Consider the following 20,143-nt stretch of genomic DNA (forward strand, 5'->3'; position numbering starts at 1 on the left):
TTTTAAAAAGAAAGAAACTAACATGAAGACATATGACATTAAGACTTATATAGTGTTGATTATCAGCGTCGCCGCGGTAACTCTGAACGGATGCATGATGATGGCAATGGGTGGCATGACTCATGACTCGCATTCTGATCGCGGAATACATCAATCTCAATCTGTAGAAATTCAAAAAGGCGATTTAAAAGCTATCTTGACCGTGCCTGCCCTCGTTATGGGGAAGGAGTCGGAAATTGTCATGAAAGTATATGACCGCCATGGAATGGCCGTATCCGGCGCTAAAGTTACTATGCAATTTGATGCTGATCATGAGATGAAGAAGGATCACAATCACGGTTCTTTCGGTGGAGAAGAAAGGACTGCCGTAGAGACGGCGGGAAAGGGCACGTATAGCCTAAAACATAGCTTTGATCATCACGGTGCCATGCGTGTTACGGCGAAGATTTCCTATCAGGAGAATTCAGAGCCGCTTGTTCTGGCTATGACCACTGGGGTGTCACACATGCAAGAAAATCACAGCGGCCGCTCCATGACGCCCATGATTATTGCAGGCGCCGCTCTGATGGCCGTGATGATGATTTTTATGATAGGAAGATACAATTAGCAAATCATTATAAACTTAAAAAGGATTATTGCTATGAAAACAATGAAAATCTCAACAATGGTACTTCTTGGACTTCTATGGGTCATGAGTTGCAGCAATAACGATGATATGATGCAGGCACTGCGGATTAGCCCAAAAGATGGCGAAACGGGTGTTGCCTTGAATAAAAACATCGAATTGGATTTTGATACACCTATGGCGCGTTCAGTTGTTCAAAGAAATTTCCACATGATGACAACACAAAAAATGCAGACGATTGCAGATTCCATGATGGTTTATATGGTAATGATGGGGATGATGACACACGGCGATTCAGCGACAATTTATGACGGAATGATGCGAATGATGGACAACAATACGATGCGCGGAACCTTTGTTTGGAACTCGGATTCGACCCGGTGCACGTTTGATCCTGATTCGCTTATGATGCCCGGTACACAATACCGAATGCACATGGGCCAAGAAATGATGACGATGACCGGTATGATGCAAGGTGACGGTATGATGTCGGATGACAATCATGGAATGATGGGCAATGCCGGCGGTATGATGCATGGGGATATGATGATTAATTTTACTACCGGCAACAGTATGATGAAATCAGGCAACCTGAAAAATTAGGAGTAGAACTATGTTAGTTCATAATAGAATTTTTATAGCGGCTATATTCAGTCTGATCTTTGCGACCGGATGTACCAGCCCCATGTTGACCATATATAAGGAAAATCCTCTGTCCAAAGAAGTAATAATCATTGCCGGCAACACTGAAAACATGACCATCGGCAAAACCTACATTGTCTATCGAAACGAAATCCATACCACCTTGCCTTCATCCGGCGCTCATGCAGGACACGGTGGTCATGATATGGGAGGATCCACCCTTTCAAGAAAGATGGTGGGTCTTATACTTATTACAACAATTTTGGATTCTAAAACCGCCTCTGCTCAAGTCGTAAGTGGTGACGTGCAGAATGGAGATATAGCCGAGGAATAGTCGGATAAAATCTGTCAACACAATAATTTCTCTTGAGGTATATTCTTTAAAGTATTTCTGAAATTGATTCTAACTCAATTCTCATTAATTAAACCAAGGAGTGATTTATGAAAACCAGGATGTCTTTTTCTGTGTTAGTGATGTTAATTTTGTGTCTGAATGTCAAAGCTTGGGCACAGGAATCAAAAGAAGCCGAAATTATATCGAAAATAGTTACCATTGATGTTCCTACCATTAAATGCGGTTCATGCGTTAAAACCGTATCGAATGCTCTCAAACAATTGAAGGGAGTGGAAGAAGTCACTGTGGATAAAAAATCTAAAACGGCAGTTGTAAAATACGATCCATCAAAACTAAAAGTAAATGACTTAGAAACGGCGATTTCAAAATCAGGTTATGACGCCAACGAGGTAAAAAGAGACAAAAAAGCGTTTGACGAATTGGACTCATGTTGCCGCTAACAACGAAATTAATGTACTCCAAGCTTCATTCATACTAATTGCGATATAAAAAAATATATACCTGCACTACGGTTCAGTTGGTTAACGAAAGTTTATGACCCGCTGATTGCATTTGCCATGCCCGAATTGAAGTTCAAAAAAGCATTGATCGAACAATCTCGTGTCAAAGCTAATCATAGCGTGCTTGATTTTGGTATGGGTACGGCCACATTATCTCTTTTACTAAAAAAAGAAGTACCCGATTCCTTTGTTACCGGAGTTGACGTTGATGATAAAATATTATCTATTGCAAAACGGAAAATCGAGGAAAACAAAGCCGTGATTGTTGTTGATATATATGACGGATTAAAGCTCCCGTATGAGAATAATTCATTTGACAGGGTAATAACAAGCCTCGTGTTCCATCACCTTGATAAAGAACAAAAACTTAATTCTCTAAAAGAAATTTACCGGGTACTTAAACCAGCAGGAGAATTGCATATAGCGGATTGGGGAAAAGCATCGAACGGATTTATGCGTTTGGTTTTTTATGGTGTACAGCTATTTGATGGATTTAGAACAACAAAAGATAATATTAACGGATTACTGCCCGAATACATAAACAAAGCAGGATTTAAAGATATAAAAACGGGCAAATCTTTTAACACAATATTTGGAACGCTAACGCTATATAGAGGAGGCAAAAGTTGATAAAAATATTCCAGGAAGACTATATGAATAAATATTTTTTAATGTTTTTAGCCGTTCTATTGCTAGGGTGCAAAAAAAACGAAACGTACCAAGTTTATTACCGAGGCTCTTTAAGAGCCATCATGATGGGTGAAGACCTGGAAGCGAAAATGGAGATGGATTCAATAGCCGGGCTAAAGAACCTTTATGCTCTCGGTGCCATGGAAAACTTAAAAGGAGAAATGCTAGTCTTAAATAGCATTCCTCTTATCTCTACTGTAAGCGATTCTACGGTAACCGTTGAACGTACTTTTAATAAAAAACCGGCATTACTTGTGTATGTACAGGTTACCCGTTGGGATACGATCAAAATTACACAACCATTACGCGATACGGGTGAATTAGAATCTTTAATTGCATCCATGATTGAAACAAGGCGTTTAACACAGCCTGTGCCATTTATATTGCGTGGGAACTTTGAATCACTTGAATGGCATGTGATACGACCCAAAAATAGAAAAATACAAAATGAACACGACGGGCATAAGAATACCGGCTTTAAGGGGGTATTAAAAAATGAAAACGATGTTTATGTATTAGGATTTTTTTCCACCGAACATCAGGGTATCATTACCCACCACGATGCATTTACGCATATGCATTTTAAGACACCGGATGATAAGCTGGCTGGACATGTAGACAATATTATTCTTAAAGGTGAGGTGAACTTATTGTTACCAGGTATATAGATAAGTTGAAGATTAAATTTTCATTCAAGCAGATGCGGGGCATTCCAGAAAAACTGGGTTAGGCCTTTGTTTGTGCCAAACCATACATAATCGCCGTCAATCAATATTTTTTTTACGCGCGCCCCGGCCAATCCGTCCTGGATTCCGTAATAGATCCACTTTTGCTTACGTTTGATGTATCGTAGGACGCCGTTGTTTGTCCCGATCCATAAATTATTTTCATCGGATGCCGCGTCATTGACGCCGGGCAATAAATACTGGGTATTGACTGGAATAGACTCCCAAAACATCCTTACCTTATTGTATCTGATAACGCTTAAGTCGGATGCAAAATAGATGTATGTTGAATCCTCCGTTAAACCCCTGATCTGTTGATCAAGAAATTGCGAAGGACTGACAGTAAATCCCACCGCATTAAAATGAGAAAATGTATAGTCGGACAACGATACCGCATAGATGCCGTTGCTTGTGCCAAGCCAGATCGTCTTATTGAAGATTAATATTTTAAAGATAGAGACGTTAAATAATGCAGGAATTTCAATTTTAGAGATTACATATTCTTTCTGCTTGGGCCTAACTATGTTTAGCCCCTGCTGTGTTCCTACATACAAGTTGTTGCCTTCCGTTGCTATGGAATATACCGATGGATGATACAAACCGCTATACGTGCCATACGTTGTCCAATAGTCCATTTTGTTGATCCGTTGAACCAAACCTTCATCCGTTCCTATCCAAATATTGTTCTTATCGCTTATCATGCAGTTCACATTTTGCAGTCGCAAGCCTGACCTGAACCCGGAATCGTAATATTTAAAATCATCCTTTTCCTGATTCCATTCTGTGACTCCGGAAACAAAGGAGGAATAGGTTCGTCCATTTGATGAACGAATATTCCCGCCGGTCCACATAGTAATGTCGTCAAAGCACATAGCGGACACGTCCTCCATTGCAAGCCCGTAGTTTAAGGGTTCCGCTAAATAGGAAACGCTGTTTGCCTTCCAGACGCCGGCGCCATAAGTCGTGAGCCATAAATTACCAAGATGATCGTATACAGAAGAAGTGACAGGAAATTTACGAAATTCATTATCCGTAAAAACCTGTTCGTAATCGTCAAATTGAAAACCGGTTTCGGTGTTCGTAAAAATATGAGGCAATTTTCCTTGCGGCACCGCTCGCAAACCGTACCAGGCAACTACGGTTGTTTCGAGTAACGATTCTCGCGCAAACCCAAATAGTGAATTACTGGAAGATAAATAGCCTTTATTAGTTTGAAGCCAAACTTTGCTGCCTTCAAAGCCGATGGAGTGAATTTCTTCATCCAAAAGAATGCCGATTTGAAAATATGTTGCAGTTGTGAATTGTTGAGACACGGGGTTGTAGATTTGCAGACCCTCTCTTGACGCAACCCAAAGAAAGTCGTTTTGCTTTTCAACGGCGACAACTTTGATGTAATTATCCAATAAGCCGTTGCTCGTGGTCAATGGATAATTGAACTGTTTTTTTGTAAAATCATAGCGTAAGACGCCGCCTAAGGTTCCGACATACGCAATTTTATAACTGACTGCAATTGAAGTGCTGTAACGGGTCGCAGAAAAAGTAATCCAGTCGCCCGGCCTGTAGTTGAGTTGATAGTATATTTTTTCTACATCTTTTTTGGTTTGGGAATAAAGAAAGGCCGTAGAATTGGCAACTAGGAGCCCAAAAACGACACAATACTTAAGCATAGTTTTCATGGTGTTGACAATATCAATTGTAAACGTTTGTGTGCATCATCTAAGGCTTGTTTAGCCGTTTTCTTTTTGTATATAGCATACTCTATTTCATCCTCAATCACGGTTTCGATTTTTATCCAATGCGAATGAATAGGGGATGGACGGGACGTCTGTAACTGTTCAAATAGAATTTTTTCTATAGGTTTTCCCTCGTAATAGGAATCATTGTCTAAAACTTTTGATGCCGGAAGCGTGACTTTTGAAACATCGCAAAGCTTTAGAGCGTTCTCCTTTTTCATCAGGAAACGTATGAATTCGACGGCGCTGTCTTTTTTTGTAGATTGTTTATTTATTACGAGATATTCACCGCCAAAAAACGAGAACGAGCGTTGATCTTTCTTACTTTGTGGAAACATTATCGCGCCGTAATTCAGCCCCGGATTCTGATCAGCGATTTTTTTAATAAGCCATCCTCCTGAAAATACAAATCCAATGTGTCCTTGGGCAAACTTATCATCCAGGTTTTTTTGGCTTTCCAACAATCCATATTCACATAATTTTAAATAATATTCGAGCGCTTCAATATTTTCTTTTGAATTAATAACGGAAGTCTTTTTATCCGGAGACAACACATCGCCTCCATTGCTCCAAAAAAAAGGCAATATTTTTTTATATAATTGATGAGGTTCTTTCTTCGTATTACCGAAACCGTAAATATCATGGTCGGGATTATGTGCTTTCTTTACTGCCGCAAGAAGTTCATCCCATGTATGAATAGAATCGTTCGCAACCAGCTGTTTGTTGTAGAAAATGACGCGCGAGCCCAGCATCCACGGAAAACCAAAGGTCTGTGAATCATCCTGGCAGGATTCCCATCCTAAAAAACCATCTTTGATTTTTGTAGCTTCTGAACTTACATCCGCCAAAACATCACGTGAAGCAAATTCGTAAATCCAGTCGGAACCCAGTTCAAGCATATCCGGAGCGCGTCCCGAGGCAAATGAAGCAACGATTTTGTCATGACCGCCGGACCATGTTAGTTCGGTCATTTCGATTTTGATTCGTGGGTGAAGTTCTTCGAATTCGTTAATTAATTCTCTCACAATCGGCTTTTGATAGGGCTCTGCCCAAAATTGCCACCAGGTTATGACTGTTCTATCTTCGGTAGGGAGTTTAGCGGAACACGAAATTGAAATGATACATAAAGTTGCTATGCATAAGATTGATTTCACGGACATTTGAAGCGATTTCACTATTTTGTCACACTAGTTTTTCAATTGTATGACCGACACGGAAACACATGGTTTCATCAAAAGCCTTTGAGATGACCTGAATACCAATCGGCATATTTTCGGAGTTTGTTCCGCACGGCACGCTGAGGGCGGGATTCCCGGCGATATTAATATTTACTGTATAAACATCTGACAAATACATGGCGAGCGGGTCTTTAGTTTTTTCGCCGAATTTAAAGGCCACCGTTGGTGAAGTTGGCGCAAGTAAACAGTCAATGTTCTTTGAAAAAACGTTTACGAAGTCATTCTTTATCAGCGTTCGAACTTTCTGAGCCTTTTTGTAATAGGCTTCGTAATATCCTGCGCTTAAGACATAAGTACCCAGCATGATGCGCCGTTTAACTTCCTCACCAAACGCCTCGCTTCTGCTTTTGACATAGGTTTCAGCAATGGTCTTTGCCTCCTGGCTGCGATGGGTATAACGGATTCCATCATAACGCGCAAGATTGGACGACGCTTCAGCAGTTACAAGTATATAATACGTTGCAATTCCATACTCGGTATTCGGAAGCGACACGTCGACAATTTCCGCTCCTTCTTTTGATAACTTATCCATCATTGAGCGTATGCTTTTTTCGATCGCAGCATCAAGACCTTTTCCAAAATATTCCTTCGGAATTCCGATTCGTAATCCTTTAACACCCATGGAAATATGATCTGCATAATGGGGGACGGGAACATTCGCGCTGGTTGAATCCGATGCATCCAGGCCGGCAATAATTTCGGTTAATAGGGACGTGTCTTCCACATTATTGCCGATCGGCCCGATCTGGTCAAATGAAGATGCAAACGCGGATAACCCGTATCGTGATATCCGTCCATACGTGGGTTTTAGTCCTACGACTCCGCAAAAACTTGCCGGTAAGCGCACTGAACCGCCTGTTTCTGAACCTAATGCAACGGTGCTCATCCCTGCAGTAACGGCCACTACGCTTCCGCCGCTGGAGCCGCCTGGAACTCGCGACGTGTCCAATGGATTCAGGACATTCCCATAAGCGGAATTTTCGTTGGACGAACCCATGGCAAATTCATCCATGTTCGCTTTGCCAATGATGATGGCGTCTTCCTTTTCCAATCGTTCAATTACTGTTGCGTCATAAGGTGAAATATAATTTTCTAGAATTTTTGAACCGGATGTGTTGCGCTCATCTTTAACAACAATAGCATCCTTTACAGCAACAACAAGTCCTGCTAATTTACCGGCGGATTTGGAATTTATTTTAGAATCTACAATTTCAGCTTGTTTTGCCAACTTTTCTTTATCAAACACCGTGATAAAAGCGTTTAAGTTTTTTTTCTTTTCAATATTTTGTAAATAGCCGTTAACCAATGTTTTGCACGAAGTCTGCCCGCTTTTCAATTCCATTGATATTTCAGAAAAGGTTTTGTTCACTGGATCTTTCTCCAATTAATCATTATGTCTGGTTAAAACAAAATCGGCCGCGACGATCAGGGGAAGTTTGTTATTATTTTAAATAAATCCGTCGGCGTGCTGATTTCAAAATCCGGTTTGTGCTTCCAAAATTTTGTATCAGCCCCGCTATATTTTACAACGACCGAAATAACTTTGCTTTTTTCGCACAATCTATCTTTAAGGTTTCTTGCAAATTCAACATCCATCTGATGGTCGCCAATATAGAGTATGATTTTCTCCGCTATGGTGTCAAATAACTGCTTCAGACACTTTATTCCGCCATATCCGGATGGTTTTTGTTCATCAGGAGGAATATCGTCATAGCCAACTATTGAGCCAAACTTATGAGATAAATTGTTTTCATTCAACACGCAATTTATGTTTTTAGAAGAATTCTGCGAACAAATCCCTTGGGGAATAGAAATTTGATCGATGGCTTCTTTAATCTTGGGGAACAAGTTAACGGGAGTTGGGTTTTTTAATTGATATTCAGTCCACAATCGTCCGGCATCAAGCATTTCAATTTTAGTCATTCCAAAATAAGAAATATACAAATCCTGCCAATTTTTGGCTTGATGATTGGCTGTGCTATATACTATTTCGCTTTTCAGACAGTCAGGTAAATTTTCTCCTGTCAGGCGAGGGGCTACAACCGACAGAATCTGTTTTGTAACGTCGAGGTTTTTTGGGACTGAATTTACCAAGGTTCCATCGTAGTCCCAAATGATTGCATCCACTTTCATTGAGTGCTCGTTATTGATTTATCTTAGTCTCAGATTAACGACTGTCCCGTACAAATGTACTATACAAAAAAAATCCCGACACGCCGACAAGTCGGATAATCGGGATTTCTAAAAAATATAATTCCGAAATATATTATTATTTCTTATCCGGATCTTCGGTAATTCCTTTTTTGATCTCTTCTTCGGTCGAATGCATCGCGCGTTTGAATTCTCTGATGCCTTTACCCAGGCCTTGGGCAAATTCCGGGATTTTTTTGGCACCGAAAAGAACTAATACTGCGATACAAATGATAATAATTTCAGGCATACCTAAATTCATGAAAAGCACCTCCAATGGGAGTTAATAAGCATTTTTTACACAATCGAATGTATTGTTTTGTCAATTTAAATGCAACAAATAAAAAAGAGTAGGCGTCAACTACTCTTTGTTTTGCTGGAATGCAGGGATTCGAACCCCGATTAATGGATCCAGAGTCCATTGTCCTACCATTGGACGACATTCCAAAGAACGGCTCAATATATTCAACCGATAGTGAAAATGCAATATTGAAATTTTGAAAAATCAAATCCTCAATCAGGACGGAAAAGTTTAAATCTGCCTACCCTGCAGCAATAATCAGATCTGCGATTGAACGTGTGATATCATGTTTCGATAATTAGCCGCCGAATGAATCATCCAAAAACCCAAGAGTGGCATACTATTGAATCATAAAAATAAAAAAAGTATATTTGTATATCTTACCATACTCAATGAGGCACATCATGAAACACAGTGACTTGCTCAAAATGCTTTCACAAAAAACCGATTCGAAGATCGTTCTTTTAGTGCTGGACGGACTTGGCGGTATACGAACGAAAGAACGTCCTAAAACCGAATTAGAATTAGCGAATATACCTAATCTGAATGCGCTGGCAAAAGAATCTCTTTGCGGGCGAATTATGCCGGTTTCATACGGCATAACGCCCGGCAGCGGACCGGCGCATTTCTCTTTGTTCGGCTATGATCCGACGGATGACCAGATTCAGATAGGGCGCGGCGTTTTGGAGGCGCTTGGGCTGGATATGAAATTACAAGCCGGCGATGTTGCCACGCGATGTAATTTTGCAACGATCGATGAAAAAGGGTTACTAACAGACCGGCGCGCCGGACGTATTCCTACAGAAGAATGCGTACGTCTATGCGACTTACTGTCTGCTAAGATCAAAAAAGTAGATGACGTAAAAGTGATAATAAAACCGGGTGAACAATACCGTTTTGTCGTAGTTTTCCGTGGAAAAAAACTGGACGGACGCATCAAGGATACCGATCCGCAAGTAACGGGTGTAAAAGCGCTAGCGGCGGTTGCTGCAAATACAGCGTCAAAGCGTATGGCGCTTATTGCCAATAAATTTATAGTTAAAGCGAATCAGGTATTGAAAAGCGAGCTTAAGGCCAACAGCATCCTCATGCGCGGGTTTTCAGTATTGCCGCACGTTCCTTCGATGACAGAACGATTTAATATCACGCCGGTTTGTATAGCCAGTTATCCCCTCTACCGCGGTGTTGCCAGCGTCGTGGGTATGGATGTTTTTCACACGGGAATGGAGATTTCAGATGAATTTCAGACGCTGAAAGAAAATTGGAGCAAATACGACTTCTTCTTTATGCACATCAAAAAAACCGATTCATATGGTGAAGACGGGAATCCCGAAGGCAAAATGAAGATACTTGAGGAAGTAGATAAACATATTCCGATGTTGAGAGAATTACATCCGGACGTTATTATGGTAACGGGCGATCATTCAACTCCGCCGCCGATGAAAAGCCACAGTTGGCATCCGGTCCCATTTATGATCTATTCAGCCGTTTGCAGTTTCGATGATACACAGGCCTTTAATGAAGTAGAGTGTTCAAAAGGACAGCTGGGCAATTTCCCATCGTATTATATAATGGAACTGGCGCTGGCAAATGCCGGCAAACTAAAAAAATTCGGAGCCTAGAAAAAAATGGAAATTTATTTATTACGTCATGGCATCGCCGAAAATATCGGCGGTAAAATTCGATCGGACGGAGTACGTCCATTGACCGAAGAAGGTATTGATCTCATGCGTGATGAGGCTAAGGGTATGAAACGTCTCGGGCTGCATTTCAACGTGGTCTTGACAAGTCCGCTGGTGCGTTCAAAACAAACTGCGGAGATTGTGGGTGATGTGCTGGATTGTTCCAACAAAATCCACAATTGCGCAGCTTTGGCAATTCCAATGTCCGTAGCTGATCTGATGCAGTCGTTCAAGTCATTCCAGAATGACTACAAGGTTCTTTTAGTCGGACATCAACCGGACCTTGGAAAATTAGCCGGTTATTTTATCGGAAACAGTAAGCTGTCGCTTTCCCTAAAGAAGGGAAGCCTTTGTAAGATCGAAGTGGAACGCCTCAGCCCGACACCGCGCGGTAATTTAAAATGGTACCTCACGCCACGTCAATTGAAAATTATGAGTCAGGCTTAGCGGTTTAATACAAAGTATGGCGATATGAGAAAAAAACAAACTGAAAAGAATAAGAATTATCTTGCCGCAATAGATATTGGTACAAATTCGTTTCATCTTGTCATCGTAGAAATCCTGGCGGACGGAAATGTCAAAATTCTGGATCGCGCTAAAGAAAACGCACGTCTGGGCAGCGGCGGTAAAGATATGAAAACGATCACACCTGAGGCAATGGAACGCGGTATAACCGCTTTAAAACATTTTGCTGAAATCGCTCACACGTACCAAGCTCCGATTCGTGCTGTGGCAACTAGCGCCGTGCGCGAAGCGCTGAATCAAAATAATTTTCTCAAGAAAGTTCATGCCAGAACCGGTATTACCGTAGAAGTGGTCTCTGGATTTGAAGAAGCGCGCCTCATTTATTTGGGTGTGCTACAGGCTTTGCCGGTTTTTGAGAAGAGAGTGTTATGCATTGACATCGGGGGTGGGAGTGTAGAATATCTGATCGGTACTAAGGGCGAAGCGCTGTATGCCAACAGCCTTAAAATCGGGTGTATCCGCTTAACGGAAAGGTTCTTTTCTAGGTCCATCCTCAAAGATAAGGATATCAAGGCGTGTCGTGAACACATAGTCGGTTTCATTTCGCCTGTTGCAAGAGAAATTAAAAAGTACCGCTATGAATTTGCCATAGGAAGTTCTGGGACGATACAAAATATCGCAAATATGATCCGGGCTATGCGTGGCGAAATCATCAGCATGCAGGTTAATAATTTTTCTTTCACAAAAGACGAACTTAATAAGATCGTTAAGACTCTTTTGCGGGCAAGAACGGATGGTCAGCGCGCACAAATTCCCGGGCTGGATCCTAAACGTGTGGATATTATTGTTGCAGGCGCGCTTGTATTACAAGAATCATTCAATCTGCTAAAAATTAAACGTCTCACGGTTTCTGAATTTGCACTTCGCGAAGGGATAATCTATGATTATTTGAAAAACCGTTTGTATGAACTCGATCACCACCACCACCTTTCAAATATTCGTTACAAAAGCGTGATGCAATTGGCAAAAACGTTTAATTACGATACGCATCATGCAAATCAAGCCGTAAAATTATCGTTGAGTATTTTTGACCAAACCAAGAATTTGCACAAGCTGGGCGAGAGGGAAAGAGAGTTTCTAGAATATGCGGCTTTACTCCATGAGATTGGGTTTTTTATTTCCCATGCGCAGCATCACCGCCACACGTATTATTTGATACGTAATTCGGAATTAGCCGGTTTTACGGACACTGAAAAAGAAATCATTGCCAACATCGCGCGTTACCACCGAAAGAGCCACCCGAAGCCCAAACACGACGGGTACAATTATTTAACGGAAAATGAAAGAGTGATTGTTAAGAAATTGGCGGGGATATTACGTTTGGCTGACGGCCTTGATCGAAGCCATATTAGCAAAGTTTCGTCTGTTAAGTGCAGGGTGCAACCGCGGAGTTTTATATTAAAGATAAAGTCCTCGTCGAAAATTGATCTCGAAGAATGGGCTGTGAATATGAAAAAAGGTCTATTCGAAGAAGTGTTTCATAAACCGGTCGTGTTAAAGCGCGCTTAATCCGCATCTTCTATATCCGATTCGATTTCAAATGCTCTCCTTTTATCCTGCGCATGCTTTTTTGCTGCAGTGAAACGTGCGTAAAACTCCTGCAAGAATTGATTACCAACCTGTCTGTCATAAATGACGAGAAAATTATCGTCATTAGCTTCATTGGCATTTTTACTGAAATTAAATGAGCCTGTAATGACGATAGGGATATCTTCCGTATCCGGATTTTCAGCGTCAATGAGAATGTACTTATGATGAAGCTGTCGATCTTCATGGGCAAGATAAGCATCGGCTTTTTTAGCCCAAGGTTGACGTGAAATCGAATCTAAGGTCATTGCGCTATAGAGGCCATACGAACTTCTGCCGGTTTTGTCAAATACCGCTTTCAGGTCCAGGTTTTTTAATTCAAATTTTTCACGGATCGCCTCATCAATCTCTACGCCGGTACTGAAAGAGAATGCGCATATCTTTATGTCATGGTCTGCCTCTTTGGAAATTAGGTCTGCCACTATTTCCAGCAAATTAGGCCTAATCTTATCTTTGCTCATCGGAGCAAAATAAGCTTCGACTCTGCTATTGTTACCAACCAAGGTTTTTGCATTCGACGATTTTTTTTTGTATTGGTGAAACGCAGCTTTTAAAGTATCCGGGTTTTCATCAGAACAGCCCCACATGGTTTCAAATTCTTCTGTAAACGAACGTGCCAGAGTTCGACTTTGAACTTCTATCACGTTCTGCATGCTGACCATGCCCGTGATTGTAAAATTATAGGATCCGGTGATAACTATATCATCCGTTGAATCCGCTGAAAGATAATCTGCTACCAAAAATTTGTTATGCATAAAGGCGCTTCGTCCTTTGAAAAAATTCTTTTTGGACTTTATAGCCGGCCAGCCGGCATCGCTCAGCATTGGGATTTTATATTTATTCTGAAGAAGACTGCGGGCAACTTTCCAAAGATCTTTGTTATTATTCGGTGCGCTTTCATCATCAAATATTATGCGAACTCTCACTCCTCTGACTTTCGCCTTACAGAGAGCCACTACAATATTTAAACTGTTTAATTCAAAAGCGGCTAGATCAATACTTTTTTTTGCGTTATTAACTGCGTCCATAACGCGTTGCTCAAGGTTTTCATTACCATTTGCAATATTTCCGGAACTTGCGTAAATGCTGTCGATTGTTCCGTTAAAATAAATATATCCTTTTCCACCAAAGACCGGGGTTGGGCTTAGATTATATCGCACTTGGGCGGCGAGATTTGCATAGGCAAGAATTCCAAGCACATGCAACACAATGAGAGCGTTTGAAATCGTGAAGTGCAAAATAGGTTTCTGGTGAGTCAATAATTATATTATAAACAAATTTATGTGCTTATCGGATTCTCACCCACTTAGCGAATTACTTGTCAGCCTAGCATGTCGAAGGTTGATTTTATTGATCAACAGGCTTGTCCCGAGCCCTGCCGAAGGGCTCAGCTGACTTTGTGAGCCGACCCGATGAGCAGGTAAATTTAACATAGTTTCAATCGTTTTCAAAGTAATTTTTCAAATGATGTCTTGAACAACTTACGCCAATTTGACATAAAAAATAATTAACTGCCACAAATTCATGATTTAGTGACAAAAAGCCAAAGCAATCCGCCATAAATGCTTAAAAATACATGAATTTACATGGTATAAGGTTTGCAATGATAAGGAAATGTCATTGTTTGAGCTATTGAGTTAATTTTACATAAAGTTAGAAATAAATTAAATAAAATCCATAACAAGGAGACAGAATCATGACCAAAGGAAAAGTCATAGGAATCGATCTTGGAACAACAAACTCATGCGTTGCAATAATGGAAGGCGGGCAGCCTGTCGTCATTGCAAATGCTGAGGGCGGACGAACCACGCCGTCGGTTGTCGCATTCACTAAAGTTGGCGAAAGAATTATTGGCGGCCCGGCTAAACGGCAGGCCATTACAAATCCGAAAAATACAATTTTTTCAATCAAGCGATTTATGGGCCGGCGCCATGATGAAGTAGTCGAAGAGCGTCAAAAAGTGCCCTACGAGGTTATCAGCGGCGACGGGAATTCGGCGCGCGTCAAGATTAACGATCAGGTTTTTTCGCCTCCTGAAATTTCCGCAATGGTATTGCAGAAAATGAAACAAACGGCTGAGGATTATTTAGGACAAGCCGTGACGGATGCCGTTGTTACGGTTCCTGCCTATTTCAACGATGCGCAGCGGCAGGCAACAAAGGACGCAGGTAAAATAGCGGGCCTCAATGTGCTGCGGATTTTAAACGAACCGACGGCCGCCGCATTGGCATATGGCCTTGACAAGAAATCAAATGAAAAGATAGCCGTATACGATTTAGGAGGCGGTACATTTGATATTTCAATTTTGGAAATCGGTGACGGCGTGTTTGAAGTGCTGTCGACGAACGGCGATACGCATTTGGGCGGCGACGATTTTGACGAACGCGTAGTGAACTGGCTCGCTGATGAATTCAAAAAGAATGAAGGGATTGATCTAAGAAAAGACCCCATGGCGCTGCAACGGTTAAAAGATGCAGCTGAAAAAGCGAAGATTGAAATCTCCAGCTCTATGCAGACACAGATCAATTTGCCGTATGTTACCGCAGTGGATTCAGTGCCTAAACACTTGGACATTGTCTTAACGCGCGCAAAATTTGAGCAAATCTGCGAAGATCTGATACAGCGTACGGTTCGTCCTGTCGAGCAGGCCATGAAAGACGCGGGATTGCAGTATTCGCAAATTGATGAAGTAATTCTCGTGGGCGGTTCGACGCGTATTCCCAAGATTCAACAGCTTGTTCAGGATCTCTTCAAAAAGGAACCGCATAAAGGTGTTAACCCGGACGAGGTTGTCGCGGTCGGAGCAGCTATTCAAGGCGCAGTTTTAGCCGGCGAAGTTAAGGACGTATTGTTACTCGATGTGACGCCGTTGTCGCTCGGAATCGAAACGCTCGGCGGAGTATTCACAACGATGATTCCGCGCAATACCACGATTCCAACGAAGAAAAGCGAGATATTTTCCACTGCGGCTGACAGCCAAACTGCAGTGACTATTCGCGTAGGACAGGGTGAACGTCAGCTATTTACGGATAACAGAGAGATTGGTCGTTTCGAATTAGTAGGAATCCCCCCTGCGCCGCGCGGAGTGCCTCAGATCGAAGTGACGTTTGATATTGACGCGAACGGTATTCTCCATGTTCTCGCGAAAGACAAAGCGACCAACAAAGAACAGAGTATTCGAATAGAATCTTCGTCGGGATTGAATTCTGAAGAAATCGAGCGAATGGTGAACCAGGCAAAAGAACACGCCGACGAAGATAAGCGGAGCCGGGATCGAATCGATGCAAAAAATCATGGTGAAAGCCTTGCATATCAAACGGAAAAAAACATAAAAGAATTTGGCGATAAGATCGATGCCGATTCTAAAACCAGGCTTGAAAACGAATTGCAGAAATTGCGTGACGCGATCGCTTCCAATAACGTAGATGACATCAAATCTGCATCCGGATCATTGGAAAGCGTATGGAATGAAATTTCTACAAAAATGTATCAGGCGGGAGCAGGCGCTCAAACGGCACAACCGGGGCAAGAGGCCGCGGGCAGCGATCAAGGCAAGAAAGTGGAAGAAGCCGATTATGAAGTAGTTGACGATAAAGAAAAGAAGTAAATACGAAAGAACAATAGTATGCCGACCTATGATTTCAAATGTCCGGAAGGGCATGTATTCGAAGAGTTCCAACGTATCAACGATGAACCGTCAACGCCATGTCCGACTTGCGGAAAGGCGTCATCGCGAATGATCGGAGCAGGATCTGGCCTTATGTTCAAAGGTTCAGGCTTTTATATAACTGATTATAAGAAAACCGGTGCCTCGAATGGCTCCAATGGTGAAAAAAAAGAAAAGAAGACTGATTCCGGGAAGAAGGATTAGGCCCAAATTATCTGAAAAAAAAAGAGGAAGGTTTCAAGTATGTTTTTCATGAACACATTTAAGACCATGTTTTTGCTTACAATGCTGACATTACTTTTCGTGTTTATAGGAAATATGATTGGCGGTCAGTCAGGTGCCATTATCGCTTTGGTCTTGGCCGGTATTATGAATTTTGTGAGCTATTGGTTTAGCGATAAAATCGTACTGAAAATGTATGGCGCGAAGGAAATCCAATATAGCGATAACACTAAATTTTATAATCTGGTTCAGCGGTTAGCAACTAATGCGAGTCTGCCGATGCCACGGCTTTACATTATTCCGACAGATTCGCCAAACGCATTTGCTACCGGACGTGATCCGGAGCATGCCGCAGTAGCAGCTACAGAAGGTATTCTATCAAGGCTGAGCGAGGACGAACTTGAAGGAGTGATGGCGCACGAACTTGCGCATGTTAAGAACCGCGATATACTGATTAGCTCAATTGTAGCTACATTCGCGGGTGCGATAGGTTATATCGCGAGTATGGCGCAGTGGGCTGCGATTTTTGGCGGATTCAACAAAAGTTCTGATGATGATGATAGCGGCGGCAGTAACATTTTTTCATTTCTTATCATGGCAATTCTTGCTCCCATTGTCGCAACCATCATTCAGTTAGCCATATCACGGTCGCGTGAGTTTTTGGCGGATAGAACGGGTGCAGAAATCTCTCGCAGGCCTATGCAGCTGGCAAACGCTTTGATTAAATTGGAAAAAGGAAATTTGCAGCTGCCATTACACGCAAGTAATGCGACCGCTCATATGTTCATCATTAGCCCTTTGACAGGAGGCGGCCTTACCGGTTTGTTCAGGACGCATCCGACGACGAAAGAACGGGTTGAAAAGCTCAAGCAATATGCACAGGAAACGGGATTATCATTTTAAGAAAGATTTCCTTGAAAGATTATTACAAAATATTGGGCATTTCGGAATCAGCATCGGAGGATGAGATCAAAACGGCGTACAAAACGCTGGCGAAAAAATTTCATCCGGACCGTAACCACGGAAATAAACAGTCGGAGGAAAGATTCAAGGAAATGTCCGAAGCCTATAATACCCTGAGCGATGCAAAAAAAAAGAAAGAATATGATACACTGCGCCGATTCGGCGGCGGGAGAAGCGGAACGAGTTATCAGAATTCTGATGATTTCTCATCCTCTGACTTGAATGATTTTATGAGAAATTTTAAATCGGGTGGGAAATCATACGGATTTGGCGGGCGTGAATCGTTTGCAGATATACTGGATGATATGTTCTTTGGCAACACCACAAAAAAGCAGGAAATCAATGTTGAATTATCCGTTCCGTTTCAGAAATCGATAAATGGTGGAGATGTGGAGTTTGCTATAAACAATGGTATTCCGCACACCATACGGGTAAAACTGCCAGAAGGAATTAACGACGGTGAGCAATTGCGTATTCATCAAAACAATTCCCCTGACATACTTTTAACTATACGCGTTCAGCCCGATCCGTTTTTTTCAAGAAAGGGTAATGATGTTTATTGCGAAATTCCGGTTAATTTCGCTCAGATGTCGCTTGGGAGTACTGTTAAAGTTAAGACAGTTTATGGGAGCCATGTGGAAGTCAAAATTCCGGTTGGAACACAAAACGGAACGATGTTGAAACTTTCACATTTAGGAGTTCGCCATAGCGGGAAAAAAGGGGATATGTATGTTACTATGGCGCTTTCAGTTCCAAAAAATTTAACAAGAAAACAGAAAGAGCTATTGGAAGCCTTTGCCAATGAATCCGGAATGAAATGGTAATTCAGCAGAGTTAAATTTCAATATTATTAAGGTTAGACTAATATTATTAATAAATTATTACGTATTTTGGATAAAACTTTCAGCATTTTATACCGTAAAAAAAATAAAGTTTTCTTTATAACAAATTTTGGAGGAATGTAATGCATACTGCGAGATCGTCGAGACTAATCATAGGGTTAGTACTGGTTATTATTGGAATAGTCGCCGGTATCCTTCTGACGGCAAATTTAGATATGACTTTTAAAGGACGAGCTGGATCGGATACGGAAGTCAGGCTTCAATTGGAAGAGAAAATGGCGGCCATGAAAGATTGGAGTGAAGGGTTTTCAGTGGTTGCTGAATATGTCACACCAAGCGTGGTTACAGTTGAAACTGAGACTACCGTAAAATATAGCGATCCATTCAACGATTTTATGGGTGGGGACGATATGTTCAGGAGATTCTTCGGGAATCCAAGAAGCCAGCCAAAACAAGAGCAAAAAGTTGCGGGTCTTGGGTCAGGCGTTATTGTGAGCACCGATGGATATATAATTACGAATAATCACGTAATTGACAGAACCGACAAGATAAAAATCACGCTATCAAACGGGAAAACATATGACGGAAAGTTGATTGGAACTGATCCAAGAACAGATCTTGCCGTTGTAAAAATTGATGAAAAAGGATTACCGGCAATCAAAGTTGCCAATTCGGATAATATAAAAGTCGGCCAATGGGCGTTAGCGGTTGGAAATCCTTTCAGCAAATCTCTTAGCCATACTGTAACCGCCGGCATTATCAGCGGCATGTCGCGTTCCTCCGTTGGCCTTGATACCGATGTCGATTTTTTACAAACGGATGCGGCCATTAATCCGGGTAACAGCGGCGGTGCATTGGTTAATTTGAGCGGAGAACTGGTTGGCATAAATGCCGCGATCATGTCAAGAAGCGGCGGTTATGAAGGAATCGGTTTTGCAATACCGTCTAACACCGCAAAATCGATTATGGATCAATTAATCAAGTCAGGAAAAGTTGTTCGCGGCTTTGTCGGCGTGAGCATGCAGGACGTGGATGAACAAATGGCGAAAGCCCTTGGGTTAAAGTCGGCAAAAGGCGCTGTCATTGCTCAAATCGTGGAAGGCAGTCCGGCTGACAAAGCACAGTTGAAACAAGGCGATGTAATTGTGAAGGTGGACGGTAAAGAAGTTGCCAATAGCGTCGAGATTAGAAAACAAATAATTCCAAAGCAGCCTGGAACCGATGTTGATCTTACTTTAATACGCGACGGCAAAGAAATAACCATAAAAGTTACATTAGCGGAAGCCCCAGGCGAGCCTATGGCTGTAAAAGAAGAAGCGCCTGCCAAAAAGAGCTTTGAACGATTGGGGATCAATGTTACCACGATGAATAAAGATCTGGCAACTAAGTTCGGCGTCTCAAATATTCCGGGTGTTATAATTACGGACATTGAACAGGACGGATCTGCATTTGGCGCAGGGCTTAGACAAGGCGATATCATTCAGCGTGTGGGCCGGAAGGACGTTAAGAATGTGAAAGAATTTATCGATGAAGTAGATAAGGTGACCAAAGGAGAAACGGTACTGCTGCTGGTAAACCGCAAAGGGAGTTCATTATTTGTCGCGTTTAACATGCCAAACTAAACGAGACAATGTGATTTCTTGTGCATCAGCATCA

At 41.8% G+C, this 20,143-nt stretch carries 20 protein-coding genes and 1 tRNA gene; 14 read left to right on the forward strand and 7 right to left on the reverse strand.

Annotated elements, in window-relative coordinates:
• The first annotated feature begins 22 nt into the window (after positions 1–22).
• The 6 genes from F9K33_01100 to F9K33_01125 all read left to right on the forward strand — a co-directional run bounded on the left by F9K33_01100 (position 23) and on the right by F9K33_01125 (position 3,480).
• Positions 23–607 (forward strand): hypothetical protein, encoded by a 585-nt coding sequence (locus tag F9K33_01100; protein KAB2881369.1) that lies wholly within the window; start codon positions 23–25, stop codon positions 605–607.
• A 33-nt stretch (positions 608–640) separates the two neighbouring features.
• Complete coding sequence (locus F9K33_01105; GenBank protein ID KAB2881370.1) at positions 641–1,228, forward strand: hypothetical protein; 588 nt, start codon at positions 641–643, stop codon at positions 1,226–1,228.
• Positions 1,229–1,238: 10 nt separating this feature from the next.
• The gene (locus tag F9K33_01110) at positions 1,239–1,601 is read left to right on the forward strand and encodes a hypothetical protein (GenBank protein ID KAB2881371.1); all 363 of its coding nucleotides are present in this window, start codon (positions 1,239–1,241) and stop codon (positions 1,599–1,601) included.
• A gap of 107 nt (positions 1,602–1,708) precedes the next feature.
• Positions 1,709–2,062 carry a heavy-metal-associated domain-containing protein gene (locus F9K33_01115; protein KAB2881372.1) on the forward strand — a complete coding sequence of 118 codons (354 nt, stop codon included), beginning with the start codon at positions 1,709–1,711 and terminating at the stop codon, positions 2,060–2,062.
• Between the two features lie 117 nt (positions 2,063–2,179).
• On the forward strand, positions 2,180–2,752 hold the full coding sequence (locus tag F9K33_01120) for a class I SAM-dependent methyltransferase (GenBank protein ID KAB2881373.1): 573 nt from the start codon (positions 2,180–2,182) through the stop codon (positions 2,750–2,752).
• A 23-nt stretch (positions 2,753–2,775) separates the two neighbouring features.
• On the forward strand, positions 2,776–3,480 hold the full coding sequence (locus F9K33_01125) for a decarboxylase (protein ID KAB2881374.1): 705 nt from the start codon (positions 2,776–2,778) through the stop codon (positions 3,478–3,480).
• A gap of 20 nt (positions 3,481–3,500) precedes the next feature.
• Here F9K33_01125 and F9K33_01130 read toward each other — a convergent pair whose 3' ends face one another.
• From F9K33_01130 to F9K33_01155, 6 genes are all read right to left on the reverse strand, one after another.
• Positions 3,501–5,204 (reverse strand): hypothetical protein, encoded by a 1,704-nt coding sequence (locus tag F9K33_01130; GenBank protein KAB2881375.1) that lies wholly within the window; start codon positions 5,202–5,204, stop codon positions 3,501–3,503.
• Between the two features lie 5 nt (positions 5,205–5,209).
• Positions 5,210–6,430 carry an extracellular solute-binding protein gene (locus tag F9K33_01135; protein KAB2881376.1) on the reverse strand — a complete coding sequence of 407 codons (1,221 nt, stop codon included), beginning with the start codon at positions 6,428–6,430 and terminating at the stop codon, positions 5,210–5,212.
• Positions 6,431–6,452: 22 nt separating this feature from the next.
• Entirely contained in the window at positions 6,453–7,850 is a 1,398-nt protein-coding gene (gene gatA / locus F9K33_01140; protein KAB2881445.1) for an Asp-tRNA(Asn)/Glu-tRNA(Gln) amidotransferase subunit GatA, read from the reverse strand.
• Between the two features lie 83 nt (positions 7,851–7,933).
• Complete coding sequence (locus tag F9K33_01145; GenBank protein KAB2881377.1) at positions 7,934–8,641, reverse strand: HAD family hydrolase; 708 nt, start codon at positions 8,639–8,641, stop codon at positions 7,934–7,936.
• 136 nt (positions 8,642–8,777) lie between these two features.
• Positions 8,778–8,975 (reverse strand): twin-arginine translocase TatA/TatE family subunit, encoded by a 198-nt coding sequence (gene tatA / locus F9K33_01150; protein ID KAB2881378.1) that lies wholly within the window; start codon positions 8,973–8,975, stop codon positions 8,778–8,780.
• A 99-nt stretch (positions 8,976–9,074) separates the two neighbouring features.
• Positions 9,075–9,145: transfer RNA gene (locus F9K33_01155), tRNA-Gln, on the reverse strand.
• 258 nt (positions 9,146–9,403) lie between these two features.
• On the opposite strand from F9K33_01155, the gene F9K33_01160 reads away from it, so the two are divergent.
• From F9K33_01160 to F9K33_01170, 3 genes are read left to right on the forward strand one after another with little or no spacing between them, the layout of a single operon-like run.
• Positions 9,404–10,621 carry a 2,3-bisphosphoglycerate-independent phosphoglycerate mutase gene (locus tag F9K33_01160; protein KAB2881379.1) on the forward strand — a complete coding sequence of 406 codons (1,218 nt, stop codon included), beginning with the start codon at positions 9,404–9,406 and terminating at the stop codon, positions 10,619–10,621.
• 6 nt (positions 10,622–10,627) lie between these two features.
• Complete coding sequence (sixA, locus tag F9K33_01165) at positions 10,628–11,128, forward strand: phosphohistidine phosphatase SixA (GenBank protein KAB2881380.1); 501 nt, start codon at positions 10,628–10,630, stop codon at positions 11,126–11,128.
• Positions 11,129–11,152: 24 nt separating this feature from the next.
• Positions 11,153–12,715: a Ppx/GppA family phosphatase gene (locus F9K33_01170; GenBank protein KAB2881381.1), complete on the forward strand. Its 1,563-nt coding sequence runs from the start codon at positions 11,153–11,155 to the stop codon at positions 12,713–12,715.
• On the opposite strand, the gene F9K33_01175 is transcribed toward F9K33_01170, so the two are convergent.
• A complete protein-coding gene (locus F9K33_01175; GenBank protein KAB2881382.1) occupies positions 12,712–14,031 on the reverse strand; it encodes a hypothetical protein in 1,320 nt (439 codons plus the stop codon). The genes F9K33_01170 and F9K33_01175 overlap by 4 nt on opposite strands.
• Positions 14,032–14,489: 458 nt before the next feature.
• On the opposite strand from F9K33_01175, the gene dnaK reads away from it, so the two are divergent.
• The 5 genes from dnaK (at position 14,490) to F9K33_01200 (ending at position 20,109) form a co-directional block, all read left to right on the forward strand.
• Positions 14,490–16,400 carry a molecular chaperone DnaK gene (dnaK, locus tag F9K33_01180; GenBank protein KAB2881383.1) on the forward strand — a complete coding sequence of 637 codons (1,911 nt, stop codon included), beginning with the start codon at positions 14,490–14,492 and terminating at the stop codon, positions 16,398–16,400.
• An 18-nt stretch (positions 16,401–16,418) separates the two neighbouring features.
• Positions 16,419–16,664 carry a zinc ribbon domain-containing protein gene (locus tag F9K33_01185; GenBank protein ID KAB2881384.1) on the forward strand — a complete coding sequence of 82 codons (246 nt, stop codon included), beginning with the start codon at positions 16,419–16,421 and terminating at the stop codon, positions 16,662–16,664.
• Between the two features lie 48 nt (positions 16,665–16,712).
• The gene (gene htpX, locus F9K33_01190; GenBank protein KAB2881446.1) at positions 16,713–17,585 is read left to right on the forward strand and encodes a zinc metalloprotease HtpX; all 873 of its coding nucleotides are present in this window, start codon (positions 16,713–16,715) and stop codon (positions 17,583–17,585) included.
• Between the two features lie 11 nt (positions 17,586–17,596).
• Positions 17,597–18,469 carry a DnaJ domain-containing protein gene (locus F9K33_01195; protein ID KAB2881385.1) on the forward strand — a complete coding sequence of 291 codons (873 nt, stop codon included), beginning with the start codon at positions 17,597–17,599 and terminating at the stop codon, positions 18,467–18,469.
• Positions 18,470–18,609: 140 nt separating this feature from the next.
• Positions 18,610–20,109, forward strand: coding sequence for a Do family serine endopeptidase (locus F9K33_01200; GenBank protein ID KAB2881386.1), 1,500 nt, complete (start codon positions 18,610–18,612; stop codon positions 20,107–20,109).
• Positions 20,110–20,143: the final 34 nt, after the last annotated feature.

Source organism: bacterium (genome assembly GCA_008933615.1).
Classification (GTDB): Bacteria; CLD3; CLD3; order SB21; family SB21; genus SB21.